The 22,710-nt window shown below is 34.8% G+C and carries 20 protein-coding genes; 12 read left to right on the top strand and 8 right to left on the bottom strand.

Annotation, left to right across the window (positions count from 1 at the left end; translation table 11 throughout):
- The first annotated feature begins 8 nt into the window (after nt 1-8).
- Nucleotides 9-1,433 (top strand): dihydrolipoyl dehydrogenase, encoded by a 1,425-nt coding sequence (gene lpdA / locus H3S73_RS07500; protein WP_198236205.1) that lies wholly within the window; start codon nt 9-11, stop codon nt 1,431-1,433.
- A 511-nt stretch (nt 1,434-1,944) separates the two neighbouring features.
- On the opposite strand, the gene H3S73_RS07495 is transcribed toward lpdA, so the two are convergent.
- Genes H3S73_RS07495 through H3S73_RS07480 form a run of 4 tightly spaced genes read right to left on the bottom strand, consistent with a single transcriptional unit; the run spans nt 1,945 to nt 4,588 of the window.
- Entirely contained in the window at nt 1,945-2,772 is an 828-nt protein-coding gene (locus H3S73_RS07495) for a PTS system mannose/fructose/sorbose family transporter subunit IID (protein WP_025315140.1), read from the bottom strand.
- Nucleotides 2,773-2,786: 14 nt separating this feature from the next.
- Nucleotides 2,787-3,620 carry a PTS sugar transporter subunit IIC gene (locus H3S73_RS07490; protein WP_172398097.1) on the bottom strand — a complete coding sequence of 278 codons (834 nt, stop codon included), beginning with the start codon at nt 3,618-3,620 and terminating at the stop codon, nt 2,787-2,789.
- Between the two features lie 24 nt (nt 3,621-3,644).
- Complete coding sequence (locus H3S73_RS07485) at nt 3,645-4,136, bottom strand: PTS sugar transporter subunit IIB (RefSeq protein WP_025315142.1); 492 nt, start codon at nt 4,134-4,136, stop codon at nt 3,645-3,647.
- Nucleotides 4,137-4,162: 26 nt separating this feature from the next.
- Nucleotides 4,163-4,588: a PTS sugar transporter subunit IIA gene (locus H3S73_RS07480; RefSeq protein ID WP_144091888.1), complete on the bottom strand. Its 426-nt coding sequence runs from the start codon at nt 4,586-4,588 to the stop codon at nt 4,163-4,165.
- 191 nt (nt 4,589-4,779) lie between these two features.
- Between H3S73_RS07480 and deoC the strand changes: the two genes are divergently transcribed.
- Nucleotides 4,780-5,490 (top strand): deoxyribose-phosphate aldolase, encoded by a 711-nt coding sequence (deoC, locus tag H3S73_RS07475; protein ID WP_198236206.1) that lies wholly within the window; start codon nt 4,780-4,782, stop codon nt 5,488-5,490.
- Between the two features lie 100 nt (nt 5,491-5,590).
- Here deoC and H3S73_RS07470 read toward each other — a convergent pair whose 3' ends face one another.
- From H3S73_RS07470 to H3S73_RS07460, 3 genes are all read right to left on the bottom strand, one after another.
- Nucleotides 5,591-6,319, bottom strand: coding sequence for a GntR family transcriptional regulator (locus tag H3S73_RS07470; RefSeq protein ID WP_039126847.1), 729 nt, complete (start codon nt 6,317-6,319; stop codon nt 5,591-5,593).
- Between the two features lie 443 nt (nt 6,320-6,762).
- The gene (gene manA / locus H3S73_RS07465; protein ID WP_198236207.1) at nt 6,763-7,950 is read right to left on the bottom strand and encodes a mannose-6-phosphate isomerase, class I; all 1,188 of its coding nucleotides are present in this window, start codon (nt 7,948-7,950) and stop codon (nt 6,763-6,765) included.
- A 171-nt stretch (nt 7,951-8,121) separates the two neighbouring features.
- Nucleotides 8,122-9,306, bottom strand: coding sequence for a carbohydrate porin (locus H3S73_RS07460; protein ID WP_198236208.1), 1,185 nt, complete (start codon nt 9,304-9,306; stop codon nt 8,122-8,124).
- Between the two features lie 348 nt (nt 9,307-9,654).
- On the opposite strand from H3S73_RS07460, the gene prfA reads away from it, so the two are divergent.
- From prfA to H3S73_RS07435, 5 genes are all read left to right on the top strand, one after another.
- Entirely contained in the window at nt 9,655-10,740 is a 1,086-nt protein-coding gene (prfA, locus tag H3S73_RS07455; RefSeq protein WP_039126855.1) for a peptide chain release factor 1, read from the top strand.
- Complete coding sequence (gene prmC, locus H3S73_RS07450) at nt 10,737-11,573, top strand: peptide chain release factor N(5)-glutamine methyltransferase (RefSeq protein WP_198236209.1); 837 nt, start codon at nt 10,737-10,739, stop codon at nt 11,571-11,573. The genes prfA and prmC overlap by 4 nt, the downstream gene beginning before the upstream one ends.
- Nucleotides 11,574-11,589: 16 nt before the next feature.
- Entirely contained in the window at nt 11,590-12,444 is an 855-nt protein-coding gene (gene kdsA, locus H3S73_RS07445; RefSeq protein ID WP_065737315.1) for a 3-deoxy-8-phosphooctulonate synthase, read from the top strand.
- Nucleotides 12,445-12,899: 455 nt separating this feature from the next.
- Nucleotides 12,900-14,315, top strand: a complete 1,416-nt coding sequence (locus tag H3S73_RS07440) for an OprD family outer membrane porin (protein ID WP_198236210.1) — start codon at nt 12,900-12,902, stop codon at nt 14,313-14,315.
- 9 nt (nt 14,316-14,324) lie between these two features.
- Nucleotides 14,325-17,003 (top strand): beta-N-acetylhexosaminidase, encoded by a 2,679-nt coding sequence (locus H3S73_RS07435; protein WP_198236211.1) that lies wholly within the window; start codon nt 14,325-14,327, stop codon nt 17,001-17,003.
- Nucleotides 17,004-17,106: 103 nt separating this feature from the next.
- Here the strand turns inward: H3S73_RS07435 and rraB are convergent, their stop codons facing one another.
- Nucleotides 17,107-17,499 carry a ribonuclease E inhibitor RraB gene (gene rraB / locus H3S73_RS07430; protein WP_198236212.1) on the bottom strand — a complete coding sequence of 131 codons (393 nt, stop codon included), beginning with the start codon at nt 17,497-17,499 and terminating at the stop codon, nt 17,107-17,109.
- A gap of 71 nt (nt 17,500-17,570) precedes the next feature.
- Here rraB and H3S73_RS07425 point away from each other — a divergent pair, with 71 nt between their 5' ends.
- From H3S73_RS07425 to H3S73_RS07405, 5 genes are all read left to right on the top strand, one after another.
- Nucleotides 17,571-18,404: a PHP domain-containing protein gene (locus H3S73_RS07425; protein ID WP_086326867.1), complete on the top strand. Its 834-nt coding sequence runs from the start codon at nt 17,571-17,573 to the stop codon at nt 18,402-18,404.
- A 45-nt stretch (nt 18,405-18,449) separates the two neighbouring features.
- Complete coding sequence (locus H3S73_RS07420) at nt 18,450-19,070, top strand: L-threonylcarbamoyladenylate synthase (protein WP_039126866.1); 621 nt, start codon at nt 18,450-18,452, stop codon at nt 19,068-19,070.
- 21 nt (nt 19,071-19,091) lie between these two features.
- Nucleotides 19,092-19,613: a DUF3592 domain-containing protein gene (locus H3S73_RS07415; RefSeq protein WP_198236213.1), complete on the top strand. Its 522-nt coding sequence runs from the start codon at nt 19,092-19,094 to the stop codon at nt 19,611-19,613.
- A gap of 175 nt (nt 19,614-19,788) precedes the next feature.
- Entirely contained in the window at nt 19,789-20,679 is an 891-nt protein-coding gene (rluB, locus tag H3S73_RS07410) for a 23S rRNA pseudouridine(2605) synthase RluB (protein WP_039126869.1), read from the top strand.
- 263 nt (nt 20,680-20,942) lie between these two features.
- A complete protein-coding gene (locus H3S73_RS07405) occupies nt 20,943-22,334 on the top strand; it encodes a hypothetical protein (protein ID WP_198236214.1) in 1,392 nt (463 codons plus the stop codon).
- Nucleotides 22,335-22,710 lie beyond the last annotated feature (376 nt).

Raw genomic sequence — 22,710 nt, 5'->3', positions numbered from 1 at the left:
TATAGATTATGAGTCAAGAAGTTAAAACACAGCTTGTCGTTCTAGGTGCAGGTCCAGCGGGTTACTCCGCTGCCTTTCGTGCTGCCGATCTTGGATTAGATGTCACCTTAGTTGAACGCTATTCAACGTTAGGTGGTGTGTGCCTAAATGTGGGTTGTATTCCATCTAAAGCATTGCTACATGTTGCTAAAGTTATGGATGAAGCCAAATCATTGACCGCGCACGGTATTCATTTTGGTACACCAAAGCTAGAACTGGATAAAGTGCGAGCTTGGAAAGAAAAGGTCATTAATCAATTGACTAACGGTCTTGCAGGCATGGCTAAAATGCGTAAAGTGAATGTCATTCAAGGTGACGCTCAGTTTACTGGTAGCCATACAATGGATGTGACATCAGCTAAAGGTATTACTAAAATTACTTTTGATAATGCCATTATTGCCGCAGGCTCACGCCCAATTCAATTACCTTTTATTCCTCATGATGATCCACGAATTTGGGATTCAACGGATGCGTTAGCATTAACCACCATTCCTAAAAAATTATTATTAATGGGCGGTGGAATTATCGGTCTTGAGATGGGAACCGTATACCATGCCTTAGGTTCAGAAGTTGATGTGGTTGAAATGCTCGATCAAGTGATCCCTGCTGCGGATAAAGATGTGATCAAAGTCTTTACTAAGCAGATTCAAAATAAATTCACGTTAAGACTTGAAACTAAAGTGGCGACAGTTGAAGCAAAACACGATGCAATTTATGTCACTATGGAGAAGAAAGACGGCACCACTGAAACTCACACTTATGATGCAGTATTAGTGGCAATTGGTCGCTCTCCTAACGGTAAACTCATCGGCGCTGAAAAAGCTGGCGTAAATGTTACCGATCGAGGTTTCATCGAAGTGGATAAGCAAATGCGTACCAATGTTCCTCATATCTATGCTATAGGTGATATTGTAGGTCAACCAATGTTGGCTCACAAAGGGGTACATGAAGGACATGTTGCAGCTGAAGTCATCGCGGGTAAAAAACACTTCTTCGATCCTAAAACGATTCCTTCTATTGCCTATACTGAACCCGAAGTTGCTTGGGTTGGTTTAACTGAAAAAGAGGCAAAAGAAAAGGGCATTGATTACGAAGTTGCGATTTTCCCTTGGTCAGCATCTGGACGAGCTATTGCATCTGATTGTTCAGAAGGTATGACTAAGTTAATTTTTAATAAAGCGGATAATCGTTTACTCGGTGGTGCCGTAGTAGGGGCGAATGGTGGTGAATTACTTGGTGAAATCACCTTAGCCGTTGAAATGGGCTGTGATGCAGAAGATATTGCTTTAACCATCCATGCTCACCCAACACTGCATGAATCAATCGGTTTAGCTTCTGAAATTTATGAAGGTTCTATTACCGATTTACCTAATGCAAAAGCAGTAAAAAAATAAAATTTTAATTTTAAGTTTCCTTCAATAATTTGCCGTCAGTTTACTCTGACGGTTTTTTTTATTTTGTACGTTATATTAATTAAATTTCATTCTTATAAAAACGCTCAAAGTTAATTATTAAGTTATTTTCAAGTTAACGACACATTTACTTAATAGAATCTATTTCGTGAAAAGAAAATGAAATGGTATAGACTCCTGAATATTTTTTACAAATTAAAAAAACTATTAAGATTCATTTTTTGTTAATTATAGCTAATAATGGTTTTAGATTGTTTAGTGTTATTCTACTCGTTCAGCAAGTATCATTAATCTTTGCAACTTAAGTTTGTTGCATAATATACAACAAAAATTTTTAGAAAATTTAGATGTTAGCGTGAAGTAATGATGTTTAAAAAAGAGAATTATGGGCAATACAAGTAGTATCTAAGGGAATCAGTAGTAATTCCCTTAATTTATATGAGATGGTTGTAATGAAAGCGTTTATTCATCACTCAATTTAGAATTAATTGAACTAAAATATACCAATCACGACACCCACAGAAGTAATGGCCGTTAGGATCAAAATGACTTTGGTCGCGCTCATCTGTTTGGCTGACACGAGCCACCAAGCCAGTAATACCATAGTTAATGGTAGAATTTTAGGGAATATACCATCCAGTACACTTTGTAATGAACGCATGCTTTCACCCATCGGAATTTCTAGTTCTGAATTAAGCACAATATTCCCTGCGGCAAGTCCTCCCACCACCATAATACCAAGAACATTAAAGGCATCTGTAATGCGTTTTACATTATCACCAATAATATTATCAATGGCATTTACACCAAGTTTATAACCGTAATGGAAGCTGATGTAAGAAATCAATGGTCCTAAAATACCATACGATAAAATATAGAAGATTGGACCTATAGCATTTCCTCCTGCTGCCATACCCATTGCAATGGATAACAAAATAGGAACAATGATGCCTTGAATTAATGAATCACCAATTCCCGCTAATGGTCCCATTAACGTTGCTTTGATATTAACCGGTAACTCTTCAGGAACGTTGTGACCTAAAGCTATCTCTTCTTCCATTGAGGCGACAATCCCATTGATGATTTGTCCCGTTTGCGGTTCGGTATTGTAAAACATTGAATGTCTGGTTAATAAACGGCGTTTTGCTTCGGGATCATGTTTGTAATATTTTTCGGCAAACGGAATATAAGAAAACGCCCAAGCGTGAGCTTGTAATTTTTCATAGCTCATTGAAGATAGATGTGTAAAACCCCATCGATACCAAATTTGACGTAACTCTTTTTTAGTCAATTTTGATTGGTTATTAATTGCTTTATCCATTGTTAATTCTCCTATCAAAATAGATCATCATCTTCAAATACATCAGAATTTGAGGTTGAATTATTCGACTCTTTGATTGCTGATGCAGCGGGTTTATTGATTGCCATATAGTATAAATAAGCAACTAAAGCGGAAATAAACACTAACGCAACCATACTTAATCCAGCGAATGCTAATAGTACAAAGCCTGCAAAGAAAAAGATAAGCTGAATTTTTGATTTAATGACAATATTCATTAGCATTGCAATACCTAATGCAGGTAATACACCGCCTAATACTGAGATGATTTTTGTTATTACTTCTGGTACATGATTTAATAACCAATCCACTAAACCTGAACCATAAAAGATCGCCAAAAATATTGGTACAGCTCTTAATAAAAATGTAGTGATTTGTGGAAAGAATAGATGATTAAGAACGATACCCCGTGTATCATTGTGTTCAGCAGCTTGCTGTGCTCTATTATTCCAAAACGAATAGACTGCCATTCGAGTATTATAGAAGATTAAACCAAATGTTTGCCCTAAAAATACTGACAAGGTCACAGCTACCGCAGGTTCTTTAGTCGTTGCTAATGCCAGACCAATACCGCCATAAGCCGCATAAGTAATTTCACTGTTGGTTGCGCCACCTGTTGACAAGTTAGCAATAAAAACAGCTTGAACGGCTAAACCACAAGCAACTCCCGCTTGAACGTCATTAAAGGCTAAACCAACTAGAAGACCTGCAACCAAAGGACGTCCAACAACATAAAATCCTCCTGACATACCAAATAACCAAGGTGATTCAATCGCGCCTAAGTAACAGAATATACCTGTAAGCAAGGCTGGGATAAATAGTGTTTCCATGATGTTTTCCTCAATTATTGAAAACTATAAGGTGTCATATTTTTTCTTCATAACTGACCAGCTTTTCGGTTCATCATCGGGTAGCAACTGAAATTCAATGGTGATACCTTGACTTTCGATATAATCAAAAGCTTGATAGTCTTTATCATCAATGGCAACCGTTCGTCCTAACACTTTGGTATCCGGTCTGGTATTCATACAACCGATATTAAGTACTGGATTGAGTTTTGCTCCAGCTTTAAGGAGTTTTTCAAACGTTTGAGGTGAATCACTTATTAAAAAAAAATTCTTAGCCGATTCCATGCCTTGCTGGATTTTTTCTACTCCTTGAGCAACGGTATAAATGCCTATTTTTAAGTTGCCCGCCGCCGCTTTTAGTACACGTTTTCGTAAGTCATCTGCGGCAATATTATCGCCAACAACTAAGATGCCATCGACGGGTCTTACTTTTGTCCAACGGGTCATTATTTGACCATGAATCACCCGATCATCCACTCTGGTTAATGTGATTGCCATAACTATTTACTCCTATCATTTAACTTTTAAAAATCCAAATCGTCATTGTTCGTTATTGCTGTTGGTGCAAGTGAAATAGCGTCTTGACCTGCTTGCAAAATTGAATCAAGTAATGCGTGAATATCTGATACATCTTCAGATGCGGTACCTGCTTGAATCAACATTGGTAAATTTAATCCTGAGATTAAAAATACTTTTTTATCAGGGTTAGCGAGCAGATAACGAAATGTTTCGTTATAGGGCGTTCCCCCCATAATGTCACTTAACACAATGACAAATTCATTTGATGTTAGTAAACTATCTAGAACGTTATTTAGTCTTACTGAAAAGTCACTAATCCCTTTCTCATCAAGTTTCACTACCGTAAAATGTGATGTATCCCCAGCAATCATTGCATAGCTTATTAAAATGCCTTCACATAAATCTCCATGTGAAGTGATCACTATTTTCATTATTTTTCACCCTCCCTTAAAACCACTTTTATTAAATATATATTTACATATTGATTTTTTTATAACAAATAAATTATGTTTTATTTTTTGAAATGTGAGATATCTATCACATTTTCAAGGCTATTATTATTGACAATACTATTAATGTTTTTAATATATGTTTTTACATATATAAATAAAAAGGTGGAATTATGAATAAATATTCTTTGATACAATTAAGCCAACTTATTGATCACACTAACTTAAAACCTGATGCGACCACAGCCATGATGGAAAAATTATGTCAGGAAGCAAAAAACTATCATTTTAAAATGGTGGCAATCAATCAGGTTCAGTCACAGCTTTGTGCGCAGCTATTGAAAGGAACGGGGGTTGATATCGGTGCAGCCATCGCTTTTCCTTTAGGGCAAACGACTATTGCTTCGAAATGTTTTGAAACTCAAAATGCTATTGAAAATGGTGCAACCGAAATTGATTATGTAATTAATATCTCCGAGTTAAAAGCTGGAAATTTACAATATATTGAAGATGAAATGACGCAAATAGTTAAAATTTGTCGACAACATAATGTGGTATCTAAAGTTATTTTTGAAAACTGTTATTTAACCGATGAAGAGAAGATCGCACTTTGTAAAATTGCGGTTAAAGTTAAACCTGATTTTATAAAAACTTCTACTGGATTTGGCACTTCAGGCGCTACTGTCGAGGATGTTAAATTAATGAAAAATCAGGTAGGTGATGCAGTTAAAGTTAAAGCTGCTGGCGGAATACGCAGTGCCGATACTTTCAAAAAAATGATTGCAGCAGGTGCACAACGAATTGGTACCAGTTCAGGCATAGCTATTATTGATGAGCTAAAACAAGAGTTAGCCGCAAGTAATAAAGATACTATCGAACTTTAATCATCAATTTATTTTAATACTATCTGTCTTGATGCTGATTATCCTCGCAAACAACTAAATTGCGAGGATAATTTTTTTGCATTAATTTGTTAAATGTGAGTTAACTTGCATGATTTAGTTCAAATACAAAAGAGTTAATATCACCACGGTATTTGGAAATTGAGTACTCAATGGGGATCCGATCGTGAGTGAAAGCAATGGAATGGAAATAAAAAATCGGATCGCCTGCTTCTATATCCAATAGATCACTTGTGGTTTCGTCGGCTTTTAATACTTCAAGTTTGCGACGAATCTGTAAAATAGGAAAGTCCATCTTTTGTAATACTGAATACAGTTTTTCCTGAGTAAAATCATTATTGATGAAATTAGGTAAAAGTTTGGCGGGTAAATAAGTGGTAACCAATACCACGGGCTTACTTTCTGCATAGCGCAGACGAACGAGCTTATAGACGTCTTCATACTCATTTATCTGCAAATTATTGGCAATATCAGCATTAGCTTTATCCAGCTTAAATGTAAGTACTTTAGTTTTAGGATGAAGTCCTTTCCGATTCATCTCGGAATCATAACTTTCAATAATGTGGGTGAATTCTTGACTGATCTTCTGTTGTTTAACAATCGTGCCTCGGCGTTTTCGACGTTCAAGGTAACCATCATTAACTAATTGCTGAATTGCTTGACGCACTGTTGGTCTACTGACTTGATAGATTTCAGTAAGTTCACATTCTTTCGGTATTAACTGCCCTTGTGGATAGACACCTGACTGTATTTTTTTTAATAGATCTTGTTGAATAGTCAAATGACGTGGCATTTTATTAATATGATTCATAATGATAGTAGTTTATTTGTTATGTTGCTACATATTAGTCGAAAGATTTTATTATGTAAAATTATTATCATAATTATCTTCGGTTTATTGTTGAAAAAGAGTAATAAAAGATTGTTTAATGATGCTAATGGTTCATTATTCTTGGCTAACACGAAAAGTCCGTGACACGATTTAATAATAATTAAGTCGCTAAATCTGTCAAAAAGTTTCAGGTTAACTATACGGTTAAGTATAAAAAGAGAAGCGATTTATTGATTCGAAACGTCAGTTAATACACTCAAGATTTGATGGCTAATGCATTAAATGTCATAAGCAACAAAATCTGAAACGTTTTGAATAATGATAATTTATGACACTATTTAATAATAATAAAGTCGCTAAATCTGTCAAAAAGTTTCAGGTTAACCATACGTTTGAGTATAAAAAATAAATACATCTTTTATTTAATTTGAAACTTTTGCTAATACGCCTTGACCTTGATAACAATAACTTTTTGCATCATAGGCGACAAAAGCTGATTCACCTTTAATCAGTGTCAGTGTTACCGATTTTGTTGTTAAAGTGATGTTGCCCTCAATGCAAAATAGTATCTGCGGACTGGTTACCTTTTCATCTCTTGCTTGATTATCACTTTCAATAATTTCAAACTTAAAATCATCAACAGGAATAGGAAAATCAATTTTATTTTGATGAATAACAGGCCGAGTTAATAACTTATCTAAACTAAGGCTATTAAACTGGGTATTTTTCAATAATTCATCGACATCCAAATGCTTATTGGTCAAACCTGCCCGTAATACATTATCCGAGCTTGCCATCACTTCAAGTCCAGTACCACTTAAATAAGCATGCGGTGTTTGAGCGGATAAAAACATGGCTTGCGTTGGTTGCAGTTCAATAACATTTAAGATTAATGGCATAAATACCCCAATATCATTTGGGTAATCCTTAGCAAGAGTTTTAATGGTTAAATAAGGCTCGTTTGAAAACGGTTCAATATTAGTTAACAATTGGTTAATCGCTTGCTCTTTTCTTTCTGGAGATAGTGTTAGCAATGCCTGAAAAAACAGCTTTAATTGTTGTTCATTTGCATAATTTTGCAATTGTTCAAGTTCATTGCTTAATGCCGTAACATTAATTTCCTTAAACAACTGCAAAATTTCAGTAATAGGGCGAAAAGAGCGCAGGGCCTTAAATGGCGTTAGAGCATAAATCAGCTCTGGTTTGTGGTTAGGATCTTTATAATTGCGCTTAGGATCATCTAAAGCGATACCTAATTGATTCTCTTTTGCAAAACCTTGTTCGGCATTTAACTTAGTTGGGTGTACTTGTATCGATAATGCTTTATTTGCTGATAGTACTTTAAATAAGTAGGGAAGAGCAGAATATTGTTGATAAGTTTTAGCACCTAATGTTTCTAAAGGATGTTTTTTAATAAGATCATCAAGTCTGATTTTTTTATGGTGATTATCGATAGCTAATGAACATCCCATTGGGTGAGCGCCCATCCAGATTTCAGCAATGGGTTTTTTCGTTGGATTTTTGATAGCAAACAATCTAGGAATATCATCAATACTTCCCCAATCGTAATTTTTAACACTATTTTCAAGTTTCCATATGGTTTGGTGCATAAATTTGATCCTCTAGTTTTTCAGTTATATCCATACTATTTAATACTTGTTATAGGCTACTATACTCTTAGTAATCATCAATGCATAACCTAAAAACAAACCAATATATTGCAATAAATTGGTTTGTTTTAGAAGTAATATTACTGTTCGCTTTGTATTACTGGCGATTAATTAATAAAAATATTTAAATCTTATACGAGCACCGTATCGATCATCAGTATTATCACCATGTGATTTATTTCTATCTAATAATGACCAATAAGCACCTAAATAAATATTAAAATTATCCATATCCAATACATTATCAATCAAATAAGAGGCATTAACGGTGTGAATTTTATATTTGCCTTTGCTATTAATATGCCCATCTTTGATTTTATTTTCTGGATTAAATTTTTTAATATTATTGTTGGCATAGTAGTAACCTAGCCCGACTTTTTCCCAGATGATATCGGCACCTATGGTCATGTCATTTTCATCTTTGGCACTCATATAAGCAAAACTGGTATTGATTTTGAGTCCTTTGTTTTCCGCACCCCAATCACCTTCACTATTCCAAGAAAAAGTTGCGCCATAACCAGTACGCTGTGATTGATCGCGGAATTTTCCATTTTTATCGTAATACCCATACGCGTTTTTTACCACATTGGTTTCAGCTGCGATGGCGGTTGAGAAACTATTATTTTTCCAAGATAAAACGGGGCGAACATAAACTACATTTTTCTTTTTCTCAATGTCATAACCGTGATAGGTCGATTTATTAAACATTTTTTCGCCGTTATTGATTAACGCATTAACTTCTAAATTGAAATTATTCAAAAAAGGCTTATTTAATTGGATGCTACCGCCGTTTTTACTGCGTCCGCGACCTTCTTTCATCATATAAATATAGCCAAAACCATCTTCATAGATATCATTAGCTGTATTGCCTGAATATTCAATAAAAGTATCTTGACCAAGAGGAAACATATCATAGGCTTCGTAACGTCCTACTTTGATGCTCCATTCTTGTTTTTGTCCAAAATAAAAAGCCGCATCATCCAAATTCATATCTCCGCCTAAATCAGCCAGTGGTTGTACTACAAAACCCGCAAAATTTTGACCATTTATTTCGCGATAACCATCTAAACCTATCAAAATTCGACCATTAATATCCCAACGATCTTTATCAGCAGGTTTATTTTTTTTCTCGGCGCTTTCTTTTAGTGAGCTAAGTTGTTGCTTGCTACTTGCAGCATCAACATTTATTTCAACATCACCATAGAGTTTAAGTTTGCCTTGTGGGGTATCCCATTCAATTGCTGCATTAGCCATTGAACTCAACCCTATTAAACTTAATATAACTATTTTTTTCATAAAACTAACCCCTCAACCGTTTTGTATTATTTCATTATTTTGTAGGATGTATGCGATAACATTATATTGAAAAGTAATGCCAATTATTATTTATGTAACTACTTAAAAAATAATGAATGATATCGTTTACATTTATGATGTTATAGGTTGATGAGTATTTTTCAAACTTCAAAAATCTATTTATGTGACAGGTGTAACATTTTTAATTTTAATTTATCGCAGATTCTTAATTTTGAGGTTAACAAAAATGTTTAAGCTATACGAAGATGAGCCTAAGCTATATTTTACGAGTGATTAAGTATATAATGTTAAGCATATCCTATTAATTTAAGTTAAAGTTATATATTTATGAAATCTTCAATTATCAGTAAGTTAGAAACATTGCAAGAACGCTATGAAGAAGTTCAAGCATTATTATCTGACCCTTCGGTAATCGCCGATCAAAATCGCTTTCGCACACTTTCTAAAGAATATGCACAATTAGGTGGTGTAGTGAAGTGTTTTGCTAGCTGGAAGCAAACTCAAGAAAATATTGAAACCGCTAAAATGATGCTTTCTGATCCAGAAATGAGTGAAATGGCTCAAGAAGAGCTGAATGAAGCATTAGGACAAGTGGAAGAACAAGAAAGACAGTTACAGGTATTATTATTACCAAAAGATCCGAATGATGATTATAACTGTTTTGTCGAAGTTCGCGCAGGAACCGGCGGAGATGAAGCGGCGATTTTTGCGGGTGATTTAGCTAGAATGTATACCCGTTATGCTGAATCACGTCGTTGGCGAGTTGAAATAATGAGCTCGAATGAGGGTGAGCATGGTGGCTATAAAGAAGTGATTATGCTAATTAGTGGCGATGGCGTCTACGGTAACTTAAAATTCGAATCGGGTGGTCATCGTGTTCAGCGTGTGCCTGAAACAGAGTCTCAAGGACGTATTCATACTTCTGCGTGTACTGTTGCTGTTTTACCAGAAATCCCTGAAGCGGAAATGCCTGAAATCAATCCAGCCGATTTAAAAATCGATACTTATCGTTCATCGGGTGCGGGTGGTCAGCACGTTAATACTACCGATTCAGCTATTCGTATTACCCACTTGCCAACGGGAATTGTTGTTGAGTGTCAAGATGAACGTTCACAACATAAAAATAAAGCCAAAGCCATGTCTGTGTTAGCTGCTCGTATTCAGGATGCTGAAATACGTAAACGTCAACAAGAAGAAGCGTCAACTCGGCGTAATCTTTTAGGTTCTGGCGATCGCTCAGATAGAATTAGAACCTATAACTATCCACAAGGGCGAGTGACCGATCATCGAATCAACCTGACTATCTATCGCTTAGACGAAGTAATGGAAGGTAAACTAGAAATGTTAATCGATCCAATTGTACAAGAATATCAAGCAGACCAACTTGCAGCTTTATCGGAACAGGATGAATGACATATTTAGAATGGCTTAAGGGCGCTTCACAAACGTTAACTGATAGTGAAAGCCCTAAGCGTGATGCCGAAATTTTATTAAGTTTTGTCACACATAAAACACGCACATTTTTAATGGCATTTAGCGAAACCAAATTAACCGATGATGAGCTAATTGCCTTAGATAGAAATTTGAAACGTCGCCAAGCCGGTGAACCTATCGCTTATATTACGGGCGAAAAAGAATTTTGGTCTTTGAAGTTTAATGTGTCAAACGCGACGTTAATCCCAAGACCCGATACTGAAAAATTGGTTGAGCTTAGTTTAGAATATTTACCTAAAGTACCGTGTGAAGTGTTAGATCTTGGTACGGGTACCGGTGCCATAGCTATTGCTATGGCAACTGAACGTCCTGATTGTTTATTTACTGGCGTTGAAAAAAATAATGATGCTTTAAATTTAGCTCAGAAAAATGCCAATCAGATTGGGGTTAATAACGTCTATTTTTTAAAAGGTGATTGGTATAAACCAATAAAAAACCGTAAATTCTCAATGATAACCAGTAATCCGCCTTATATCGAACCCACAGATATTCATCTATCACAAGGCGATGTTCGATTCGAACCGAAAAGCGCCTTAGTATCTGAAGATGAGGGTTTAGCTGATATTAAATTGATTGTTCAAGGTGCAACGAAACATCTAAATCAATATGGCTGGCTACTCATCGAACATGGCTGGAAACAAGGCGAAGCCGTACAGACCATTTTTAAACAACACGGATTTCAATTAGTTGAAACTTTCACCGACTATAGTGGCAATGATAGGGTCACGCTCGGTCGCTGGTTTAAACCTTAACAAGGATAATTTTATGATGAAACAAAAAAGAGTAAACGTCGGTGATATTACCGTAGCCAATGATCTACCATTTGTGTTATTTGGTGGTATGAACGTACTTGAATCACGTGATTTGGCTATGAAAGTTTGTGAACATTATGTCACTGTAACGGATAAATTAAATATCCCTTATATTTTCAAAGCATCTTTTGACAAAGCCAATCGATCATCAATTCACTCGTATCGTGGACCCGGTTTAGAAGAAGGGTTAAAAATCTTCCAAGAACTTAAACAGCAGTTTGGCATAAAAATCATTACTGATGTTCACACTGAAGAGCAATGTCAACCCGTCGCTGATGTTGTTGATGTCATTCAATTACCAGCCTTTTTAGCCAGACAAACGGATCTAGTGGTTGCAATGGCAAAAACAGGTGCAGTGATTAATGTTAAAAAACCACAATTTGTTAGCCCGGGTCAAATGGGGAATATTGTGGAAAAATTCGAAGAAGCGGGTAACAACAAAGTGATTCTTTGTGATCGCGGTAGCTGTTTTGGTTATGACAATTTAGTTGTTGATATGCTTGGTTTTAATATCATGAAAAAAGCCAGCAAAGGCTCACCGGTGATTTTTGATGTCACTCATGCTCTCCAATGTCGTGACCCTATGGGTGCAGCCTCTGGCGGACGACGAGGTCAAGTGACTGAACTTGCCCGTTCAGGTATGGCGGTAGGTATAGCTGGACTATTTTTAGAATCACATCCTGATCCAAATCACGCAAAATGTGATGGCCCGTCAGCATTACCATTAGCGAAACTGGAACCTTTCTTAAAACAGATGAAAGCGATTGATGAACTCGTAAAAAGTTTCGAAGAAATTGATACTGAAAGTTAATCTAATTCTATATTAAATTTCAATTTTAAAGATAAGGGAAATGCTGAGCATTTCTCTTTTTTTTTGCCTTACATTCCAAACCCGCCTTAACAAAAATCATGTTGATAATTTAATCTATCATAATAGTATAAATTATTTATTTAACCTGTTTTATCTCAATACATTATTATTTTTTAAAATAAAAAAAGTGAACTTTTTTTCAACTAAAATCATTCAAAATTAGATCTTTTTAGTGATTAGGATCACGAATTTAAATTATTTAATTTGCTAACTAAAATATGTTTATGCATTATAAAAATAGACATTTAGCTTCTTTTTTGGTTTAGCAAAGCTTTTTAAAAGTGTTAATGAAAACGTATAAAATAAAAATGGATTCAATTTTGAGTTAAATAGCGAGATCTTCTAACGAAGAATTGCTATTTAAATTAAACGGAATCGTTTTAAGGAAATAAATTATGAACCACTATAATAAATTAAACATTCCTCGTTCTTTGAGTTGTTTGACTAAACTCATCCTATCTTTGACCGTGTTAACCAGTGTTACACCCGTTTATGCTGCTTATGAAAGTAATTTTGTTGATGATTCGTCACTCACTGGCAATGTATTTTTCTGGAACCGTGATCGTGAAAGAAAAAATATCGACGAACATAAATATGAAAAAAACCTTAGGCACTCATCATTTAACACAAATTTAGATTTCAAGTCGGGTTATATTGCTGATCGATTTGCGATTGAATTAGGCGGTTATGGCGCTTGGGAAGTGAGTAACGGTGGTAATGGACATCCTAATGAAATCGGTTTTAGTGGCGACAATACTCGATGGGGTGAAGATTGGAAAAAAGATGTCAGTGGACTAAGTTTTTATAAAGCATTAGTTAATTTTAAACTCGACGATAAATTTTGGCTCAGAGCAGGGTATATCCAACCATCAGGTCAAACTTTACTTGCTCCACATTGGAGTTTATTACCGGGCACTTATCGAGGCGTAGAGTTTGGTACTTTGCTTGATTTTGATGATGCGGGCGCGTTATCCATGTCTTATATGTGGACAGATAAATATAAAGCACCTTGGTATAAGCGACTTTATGAATTTAAACAATGGGGCAAAGGGAAAAAAATTGATTACCTCCATTCTGCTGGTTTGAAATATGACTTTAAAAACGATTTTGTGATAGAAAGTGCTTTCGGTCAGGCACAAAATTATATGAACCAATTTTTTGGTAAAGCCTCATATAAAACAGATGTATTTAATAATCCACTGACTATGAGCTACCAATTTTATGGCGCTAAAGATCAGTCTCACAAAGGTAAAAATGTTTATGATGGCTTAGCATGGTTGCAGGCCGCTACCTTAGGTTATCAAATGGGGCCTGTTGGTTTACGACTTGAAGGTGTTGTTGTTAAAGCAGAAGGGGAGCAAGGGTTCTTTTTGCAACGTATGACGCCTGATTATGCTTCTTCAAATGGTCGATTAGATATCTGGTGGAATTCTCGCTCTGACTTCAATGCCAATGGTGAAAAAGCGCTGTTTGCAGAAATCACTTATGATTTAGGAGATTTATCAAATTACTTAACAGGGTGGCGAACAGGTGCTTCTTATGCTTATGGTTGGGATGCAAAACCAAGCACAAACAAACAATTTAATCAGAAAAAACGTTTAATTGAGTCAGCTTATAACTTTGATTTAGGTTATACCGTACAAAATGGTTGGATAAAAGATACCTCTTTGCAACTTCATTTTACCAAATATAACAATCACACCAATATTCCAAGTTGGGGAGGTGGATATGGCAATATCTTCCAAGATGAACGCGATATCAAATTTATTGTTACTGTACCTTTCACCGTTTTCAATGCTAAACAAAAATAGGTAATCGTCATGAAAAAGTTTAAATCAGCTATTATTGCTACATCCATAGCAACATTATTAAGTATGGGAGCAACACAATCTGCTAGTGCTTCACAAAAAATTGTAGATACCATGAGTTCACAATTACGTCTAAATTATCAAATCGTGGATAATGATGCTGTAAATCATGGAATAGATTGTGCGGCATTGGGTGCAGATTGGGCATCATGTAACAAAGTGACCTTAACCCTTAAAAATACAGGGTCTGCGATTACTGACAAAGATTGGGCAATCTATTTTCATAATATTCGAATGATCTTAGCGGTAAACAATGATCAATTTAAAATTACCCATGTCACCGGTGACCTACACAAGCTTGAACCTACGGAGAAATTCAAAAATATTCCCGCAAATGCTGTTGTGACTATTCCGATCATTGGTGAATATTGGCAAATCAGTGAAAGTGATGTTATGCCTAGATGGTATGTGACCTCATCAAAAGCTGAACCAAAAGTGATTGCCAATACCGATACCGATTCTGATAATCTCTCTGCATTTGTAAAACCATTAGGCGAACAATGGAAAATCTCGCCAAATGATCATAATGTTTTAATGACGCCTGAAAATCGTTATCAACGTAACAAAGATATACAAGAAATTAACGAAGAGTTATTAAAAGGGCAAATTTTACCGACTCCATCCAAACTTACTGTTGGTAAAGAGACAATTATCCTAAATGAAAATGGCGTTAATTTAGTGCTTAATCACTTATCAAAAGAGAGTAAATCAGTATTAGAAGAACATTTTAGAAAACTAGAGATTGCTGTTAGCAGTAAAGGTTTTAACATTAATGCTTCAATTGATAAAAGTGCATTTAAAAAAGGTGTAAAAGGGAGTTATAAATTAGAGATAACGCCTCAAGGAGCAACCATTTTAGCCTTTGATGAAAGCGGAATTTTTTATGGTGTAGAATCGATATTATCAGTAATACATGCTAAAAACCCTCAAGTTATACCTACACTTTCAGCCGAGGACGCTCCTCGATTTGAATATCGAGGAATGATGTTAGATACCGGTCGAAACTTTAAAAGTAAAGAAGCGGTATTACAGTTACTTGATACGATGTCAAAATATAAAATGAATAAATTTCATTTCCATTTAAGTGACGATGAAGGTTGGCGAATTGAAATTCCGGGTTTACCTGAATTGACCGAATTTGGGAGCAAACGCTGTCATGATTTAAGTGAGACAAAATGCTTATTACCACAACTCGGATCGGGTCCAAATAGCAACAATAGTGGCAGTGGATACTTTACACGAAATGATTATATTGAAATAGTGAAGTATGCAAATGCTCGATTTATTGAAGTCATCCCAGAAATAGATATGCCTGCACATGCTAGAGCGGCGATTATGTCGATGGAAGTGAGATATCAACGCCTAATGAATAAAGGTCAAGAACAACAAGCTAATGAATATCGATTAGTCGATCCAACCGATACATCAAATACGACCACAGTACAATTTTATAATCGACAAAGTTATCTTAATCCGTGTTTAGATTCTTCGAAAAAATTTGTGAATAAAGTCATTAGTGAAATAGCCAAAATGCATGCTGAAGCTAAACAACCAATTTCAACTTGGCATTTTGGTGGTGATGAAGCGAAAAATATTCATTTTGGTAATGGCTACCAAGATATTAATGCCGCTCAAAAAGAGGCGGGTAAAGGTTTAATTGATCAAAGTATTGAAGATCATCCATGGGCAAAATCACAAGCTTGCCAAGCCTTTGTTAACAAAGGGGTTGTTAAAAACATTGAACATCTACCAAGTCATTTTGCTGTCGAAGTGAGTAAAATCATTAAAAACAACGGAATTAATCGCATGCAAGTATGGCAAGATGGCGTAAAATTTGCGACCGATGCTAAATCTTTTGCCACCGATGAAGTGATTGTCAATTTCTGGGATAGTTTGTATTGGGGGGGATATGATTCAGTAAATGAATTCGCCAATAAAGGCTATAAAGTTATTGTATCTAACCCTGATTATGTCTATTTAGATATGCCTTACGAAGTTAATCCAAAAGAAAGTGGTTACTATTGGGCTTCTCGTTTCAATGATGAACGCAAAATATTCAGTTTTGCGCCCGATAACTTACCACAGAATGCAGAAACATCGTTTGATCGTAATGGTGATGCATTTGCTGCAAAAGGCACCATGAATTGGCCGGGCGCATATGGATTATCCGCTCAAATTTGGACTGAAAATATTCGCACAGATGATAAAATGGCTTACATGGCTTATCCTCGATTGCTCAGTGTTGCAGAGCGTGCATGGCATAAAGCCGATTGGGAGACAAATTATCAAAAAGATCGCCAATTCCAACAAGGCGAAACCCATTATGTTGATCAGCAAAAGCTTTTCAATGATTGGAATCAATTTGCCAATTTAATCGGTCAACGAGAATTAGCTAAATTAGATGCAGCTTCAATTAATTATCGTCTACCTGTCCCGGGTGCGAAGATTGAAAATGGTAAATTGATCGCGAACATCGTCTTCCCTGGTTTAAGTATTGAATATTCAATTGATAAAGGTAATCAGTGGCAACGCTATCAAGGTCCTACTGCCATTAAGAAAGGTGAAAGTGTCATTATTCGTAGCGTCTCGCCAAATAAACAAAGGACCAGTCGCATTGAAATCGTGAAATAAATTAATATCAATCATTATTCTTATCCGTTATTTAGCGGATAAGAATAAAATAAAGAAGAATAAATAATCGATAAAACAAATAGATTAAATAAGATAACCCCTATTAATGAAGCGTTTCCATATTATCAACTTCATTAAAATCATCACTGCCATCTTCAAAATAGGTTCCCCAACCATCATAATTGACACCAAATTGGTTAGTTAATGTAATGATTTCTGCTATTTGGGCATTAATTAATTCTGCATTAAGTGGACTTTCAGCCACAATATCAAACCCGATAACAACATTGCCAGTATCATCTACATCTTCATCAGGGTCGGTAGCTTCATAGCCTAATTTATAAGTTTCTACGGCGACTTTTTCAAGTAGATCAAAATTTTGTGATGAGATATGATGTTCAATAATATAAAGCGCATGAGGATCGCTGCCATCTTCTAATAGTTCTTCAATAATAGCGTTAGTATCTTGTTGAGCAAGCATAATTTGATCTTTCATAATTTACCTTTTAGTGGTCATGCAATTTGTGTGGTATATTACACGTTTAAAAATAATTTTCGAGAAAAAAAGTGATCGTCGATTTACATTCGCATACAACTGCGTCAGATGGCATATTGACACCTAGTGAACTGGTCAAAAGAGCAGCTGATAATCAAATCAGTATGTTAGCAATTACCGATCATGATACTATCAAAGGTCTGTTAGAGGCAAAAAACACGATAGAACGTGACAATTTACCCGTTAAATTAATTTATGGCGTTGAAGTGTCAACAATTTGGAAGAATAATGAAATTCATATTGTTGGATTAAATATCGATATTGAAAATTCACCGTTGCTTGAATTGTTATCAGCCCAAGAACAAGGTCGAATTGATAGAGCAATGAGCATTGATCAAAAATTGGCGAAAGTCAGCATTGATAATGCATATCAACAAGCACAACAATTTTCGAAAGGTGATATTGTCTCACGTGCCCATTTTGCCCGTTTTTTAGTGGCCAATGGTCATGTTAAAGATGTTAAACAAGCATTTAAAAAATATTTAGGCAAAAGTGGTTATGCTTATGTGCCTGCAAAATGTTGCTCTATTGGTGATGCGGTTAATGCTATTCATGCAGCAGGTGGGCAAGCAGTACTTGCTCATCCTAGTCGTTATGATTTAACGTTAACTAAATTAAAAACATTAATTGGTGAATTTAAAGAATATGGTGGTGATGCAATGGAAGTATCACAAAGCCGACAAACACAAGATGATTTACAACGATTGGCAAAATTAGCTAATGAATTCGGATTATTGGCATCTCAAGGTTCCGATTTTCATGATTTGGTTAATTATCTTGATTTAGGTAAAACCACACCTTTACCCGCCAGTGTGACACCAATCTGGCATAATTGGAATGACTAAATAAAACAACAAAACTTAACCATAACACTAATATAGAAGAAAACTATGAGCCAAACTTTTTATATTCATCCTGATAATCCACAAACAAGATTATTAGATCAAGTTGTCAAAATTTTAAATGATGGTGGCGTTATCGCTTTTCCGACAGATTCAGGTTATTCATTAGGCTGCTTGCTCGATAATAAGTATGGTGTTGATCGCATTTGCCAAATTCGCCAGCTTGATAAATATCACAACTTTACTTTAATGTGTCGCGATCTTTCAGAACTATCATCTTACGCTTTTGTTGATAACACGACTTTCCGGCTCTTGAAGAATAATACCCCCGGTAAATATGTCTTTATTTTGCAAGCCAGCAAAGAAGTACCTCGTCGATTAATGAATGAAAAACGTAAAACCATTGGTTTACGTATTCCTGATAATAAAATTGATTTAGCATTACTTGAATTGTTAGGGCAACCATTAATGACAACCACATTAATTTTACCTAATGAAGATGAAGCCCAATCCGATCCTGAAGAGATTGAAGATAAAATTGGTCATCAACTTGATGCTATTGTACATGGCGGATACATTGGTCCGCAACCTACAACAGTAATCGACTTAACTAATGACTATCCAGATATTATTCGTCAAGGCAGTGGTGATATAAGCCCGTTTATTTAATGTAACTTTCTGTATAGATTAATGAAATATAAAATAATTAAACCTTTTGCTTTGGGAGGTATATTTTTCTATTTGTTAAGTGCTTTGTGGGCTTACCTACAAATTGGTTTTATTAATGAATCAGACTCAACAATAGGTTATGTTACAAATTTTAAATATAAATATAGTCGTTCTATAAACCAAGGTTATTATCATTATCATCGTCATCGTTTAATGTATTATCCTATTGTTACTTTTACTGATAAAAAGGATCAAAAGAGAATCTTCACTTCATCACTTGGGTCTAGTCCCAGTCCTTATGATATAGGTCAACAGGTGAAAGTTCTTTATAATGATAGCACAGCTAAAATATCGGATTTTAGGACACTTTGGTCTGGTATAATTTTTATCGCTTTTATGGGAACGATATTTAGTGCAATTGGATTTTATCTGCCTTATTTTTTGGCAAAACATTCTGAAAATTATAGAATGAATCTCTTAAACAACAAACGACATAAACGCAAACACAAATATAAAATACTTCGAAAGAATAAACGTAAATAAAATAACTATTTAGTAACATTAAAAATTTATAACTATTTTTTGTTGCAAATTGAGTAACTCAATATTCAACAAATAAAATTTACTAACTGTATCAAAATAGTAAAATCGATTTTGATATAAGTTTTCACTTAAAGTTAAACAAATATGATACCTGTGAAGGTAGCGAGAACTGCTTATGAAAAACATAAAAGATAATACTGAAAAATTACAAAAGGTACTAGCCAATTTAGGCAATGGTTCACGGCGTGAGATTGAAGCCATGATAGCGGCAGGGAAGATCAGCGTTAACGGTAAAATTGCCAATTTAGGCGATCGTGTCGATGTCAGTGCTAACCCTAAAATTCGCATCAATGGGCATTTAATTCAACTAAGAAGTAAAGAAAAAGAGATCTGCCGAGTTCTGGCTTATTATAAACCAGAGGGTGAAATTTGTTCACGTAATGATCCTCAAGGTCGTGCGACGGTATTTGAACGATTGCCACGTTTAAAAAATGCACGTTGGATCAATATTGGTCGTTTAGACATCAATACGTCAGGACTTTTGTTATTTACTACTGATGGTGAATTGGCTAACCGTTTAATGCATCCAAGACATGAAATCGAACGTGAATATGCTGTGCGAGTGTTTGGTAATATTACCGATCAGCAAATTAATCAATTGCGCAAAGGTGTACAACTGGAAGACGGTCCTGCTTCATTTAATTCAATTAAAGCACAAGGTGGTGATGGTCTTAACCAATGGTTTAATGTCGTTATAACCGAAGGTCGTAATCGCGAAGTGCGTAGAATGTGGGAAGCCATCGATGTACAAGTAAGCCGCTTATTGCGTATTCGTTATGGCAACATCAACTTACCAAAAGGCTTATCACGCGGTACATGGATGGAACTAGGTATTGATTCTGTCAACTATTTACGTGAACTTGTGGGCTTACCAGCAGAAGTTAAAAGTTTTACTAAAACAACTTCATCATCGGACAAAAAAACGGTTAGACCAAAACGTATCAAATTGAATAATCCGTCTAAATCACCTCGCCGTGCTACGGCTAAAAAACCTACTCGAAAATAGAGTTATTCATTACCTCAATACATAATTTGTATTGAGGTGTGCGCCCATCAAAAAATTGATTAATGTTAAAAATATTATTTTTTACGCTTTGTTATCATCGTTGTGGTATAGAAATATAGCATTAAATGAAAAATGCTAAGTATTTTTTTTTCATAAAATCGGCAAAAATAATTAAAGGCTATTTTAATTAACGTGTTACCCATCAAACTTATTATATTCTAACTAGTTTGATAAAGGATGAATAATTATTGAAAGGAAATATTATGCGAATAGTAATAACCATTTTTGTCATTTTTTTTCTTACTGCTTGTCATACACGTACAAGTGAGGAAGCATATAAAGAGGGAAAATATCTAGAAAGTATCAGTTTATTAACTAACAGTATTGAGGAAAAAGGCCTCAAAAAGTATGACAAAGATAAAGCCGAAAAGTTACGCACTTTAGTCACTAATGTTATGGAGCATTATGAAACTAATCTAGCCAATACTTCAGACACCGATTATAAAAAACGTATTGATATCTACCAAAACTTACTTAAGATGAAAATGATGCTTAGGGATCGTTTTTATAGTTCAACGGTCGATTTTTTTAATAATAAATATGATTCGGAACAACTGGAGCAAACCATTGCTAAACAATATTATGATTATGCAAATTCAATAACGGGCACAGACAGTATAAGCTATAAAAACAAAGCCAATTTATACCAACGTGGTTTAGAACGATATAATTATAAAGATATTGAAAAACGGTACCAAAACGCTCAAACGAAATATATGCAAGTTGCTGCCAAAGAATACTATGATTTAGGTAAAAAATTTGCACAAGAAAAAAACTACAAAGAGGCTGCAACGGCTTTTAGCAATGCTTCACAAGTTTATCAACCACTCGGTAAATATAGAGATAGTGATAAACGAGCAATTGAAAATGACAAAAAATATTGTACGCAACAAGCCGAGGCTGCTTATCAACAAGCCCAACAACTTTCACAAAATGCCAGTAAGCGCCACGAGTTTCGAGAAGTGGCTGATTACTTTAATAAAGCAGTAAAAGTTTACCAGCCATATGGACAATATCGCGATGCAAAAGCATTAGCTGACACCTACCAAAAAAAGGGAATTGTTAAAGTCTACTATAATTCATCCCCATCTCAATTTACGAATGAAATTAGAGAATATATAGGCTCATATTATATTGAGTTTACCAATTACTTGAGTGAAGCAGATATTGATATACGAATTGACTACGATATTGATTTTAATGATCTTGGCAAATCAGTTAATTATGAAACAAAAACTGAACAGACATTTGATAAATATGTCGAAGTGCCAGATAAAAAAGGGAGAATAACCAAACTCAAAAGCTATAAAGATCAGCGCTACACTATAGAAACAGAAACTCATAGCAATCAACTAACATTAACGACCAACATCATGGTTAACGGTATGTATAGCTATATTAAATCATTTAAAGTTAAAGAAACTTCCGCTAAATACAAATATATTTATAGTGGTGATGTACCATCAAAATACCGTAATTATAGTGAAGGTAGTTTAAAATCTCGAGATGAACTCTATAAGCAAGCCCAACAAGAACAACTAACCGAATTAAGGTCTAGACTTAAGGATATTGCTAATGATCTTTCTTACCTTTAGTAGAAAGATTTAAAAATAGATGAAAAGTATCTTGAGGTATGTAATAGACAATTTATACCTACTTTTATTAATAAATTATACTACTACACGAAACCTCAAGATATTAACCTAACAAGTAACTATCCTAAAATAAATATGATCCAGCAATGAAAATAAAGATTTAATTTAATTTGTCCATAAGTGAATTGTTATTTGGTTGCAGATGTGATGAGTTGTGAAAATGGATTAGCCAATACTCTTAAAATCGATTATAAAACCATATCAAAATATAGAATAAATGATTAAAGATAAAGCTCGTTTAATTTACTGATTTAACGCTTTTGATTTAATAATATTTATTATAAATAATCTACTGACAGTTTAAAGCAAAAATGCC

Source organism: Gilliamella sp. B14384G12, from assembly GCF_016101825.1.
Taxonomy (GTDB): domain Bacteria; phylum Pseudomonadota; class Gammaproteobacteria; order Enterobacterales; family Orbaceae; genus Gilliamella; species Gilliamella apicola_N.
This window is presented reverse-complemented; position numbering and strand designations above follow the sequence as displayed.

Coding starts and splice junctions, on each gene's coding strand:
- lpdA (WP_198236205.1), top strand. CDS start 9: ATGAGTCAAGAAGTTAAAACACAGCTTGTCGTTCTAGGTGCAGGTCCA.
- H3S73_RS07495 (WP_025315140.1), bottom strand. CDS start 2,772: ATGGATAAAGCAATTAATAACCAATCAAAATTGACTAAAAAAGAGTTA.
- H3S73_RS07490 (WP_172398097.1), bottom strand. CDS start 3,620: ATGGAAACACTATTTATCCCAGCCTTGCTTACAGGTATATTCTGTTAC.
- H3S73_RS07485 (WP_025315142.1), bottom strand. CDS start 4,136: ATGGCAATCACATTAACCAGAGTGGATGATCGGGTGATTCATGGTCAA.
- H3S73_RS07480 (WP_144091888.1), bottom strand. CDS start 4,588: ATGAAAATAGTGATCACTTCACATGGAGATTTATGTGAAGGCATTTTA.
- deoC (WP_198236206.1), top strand. CDS start 4,780: ATGAATAAATATTCTTTGATACAATTAAGCCAACTTATTGATCACACT.
- H3S73_RS07470 (WP_039126847.1), bottom strand. CDS start 6,319: ATGAATCATATTAATAAAATGCCACGTCATTTGACTATTCAACAAGAT.
- manA (WP_198236207.1), bottom strand. CDS start 7,950: ATGCACCAAACCATATGGAAACTTGAAAATAGTGTTAAAAATTACGAT.
- H3S73_RS07460 (WP_198236208.1), bottom strand. CDS start 9,306: ATGAAAAAAATAGTTATATTAAGTTTAATAGGGTTGAGTTCAATGGCT.
- prfA (WP_039126855.1), top strand. CDS start 9,655: ATGAAATCTTCAATTATCAGTAAGTTAGAAACATTGCAAGAACGCTAT.
- prmC (WP_198236209.1), top strand. CDS start 10,737: ATGACATATTTAGAATGGCTTAAGGGCGCTTCACAAACGTTAACTGAT.
- kdsA (WP_065737315.1), top strand. CDS start 11,590: ATGAAACAAAAAAGAGTAAACGTCGGTGATATTACCGTAGCCAATGAT.
- H3S73_RS07440 (WP_198236210.1), top strand. CDS start 12,900: ATGAACCACTATAATAAATTAAACATTCCTCGTTCTTTGAGTTGTTTG.
- H3S73_RS07435 (WP_198236211.1), top strand. CDS start 14,325: ATGAAAAAGTTTAAATCAGCTATTATTGCTACATCCATAGCAACATTA.
- rraB (WP_198236212.1), bottom strand. CDS start 17,499: ATGAAAGATCAAATTATGCTTGCTCAACAAGATACTAACGCTATTATT.
- H3S73_RS07420 (WP_039126866.1), top strand. CDS start 18,450: ATGAGCCAAACTTTTTATATTCATCCTGATAATCCACAAACAAGATTA.
- H3S73_RS07415 (WP_198236213.1), top strand. CDS start 19,092: ATGAAATATAAAATAATTAAACCTTTTGCTTTGGGAGGTATATTTTTC.
- rluB (WP_039126869.1), top strand. CDS start 19,789: ATGAAAAACATAAAAGATAATACTGAAAAATTACAAAAGGTACTAGCC.
- H3S73_RS07405 (WP_198236214.1), top strand. CDS start 20,943: ATGCGAATAGTAATAACCATTTTTGTCATTTTTTTTCTTACTGCTTGT.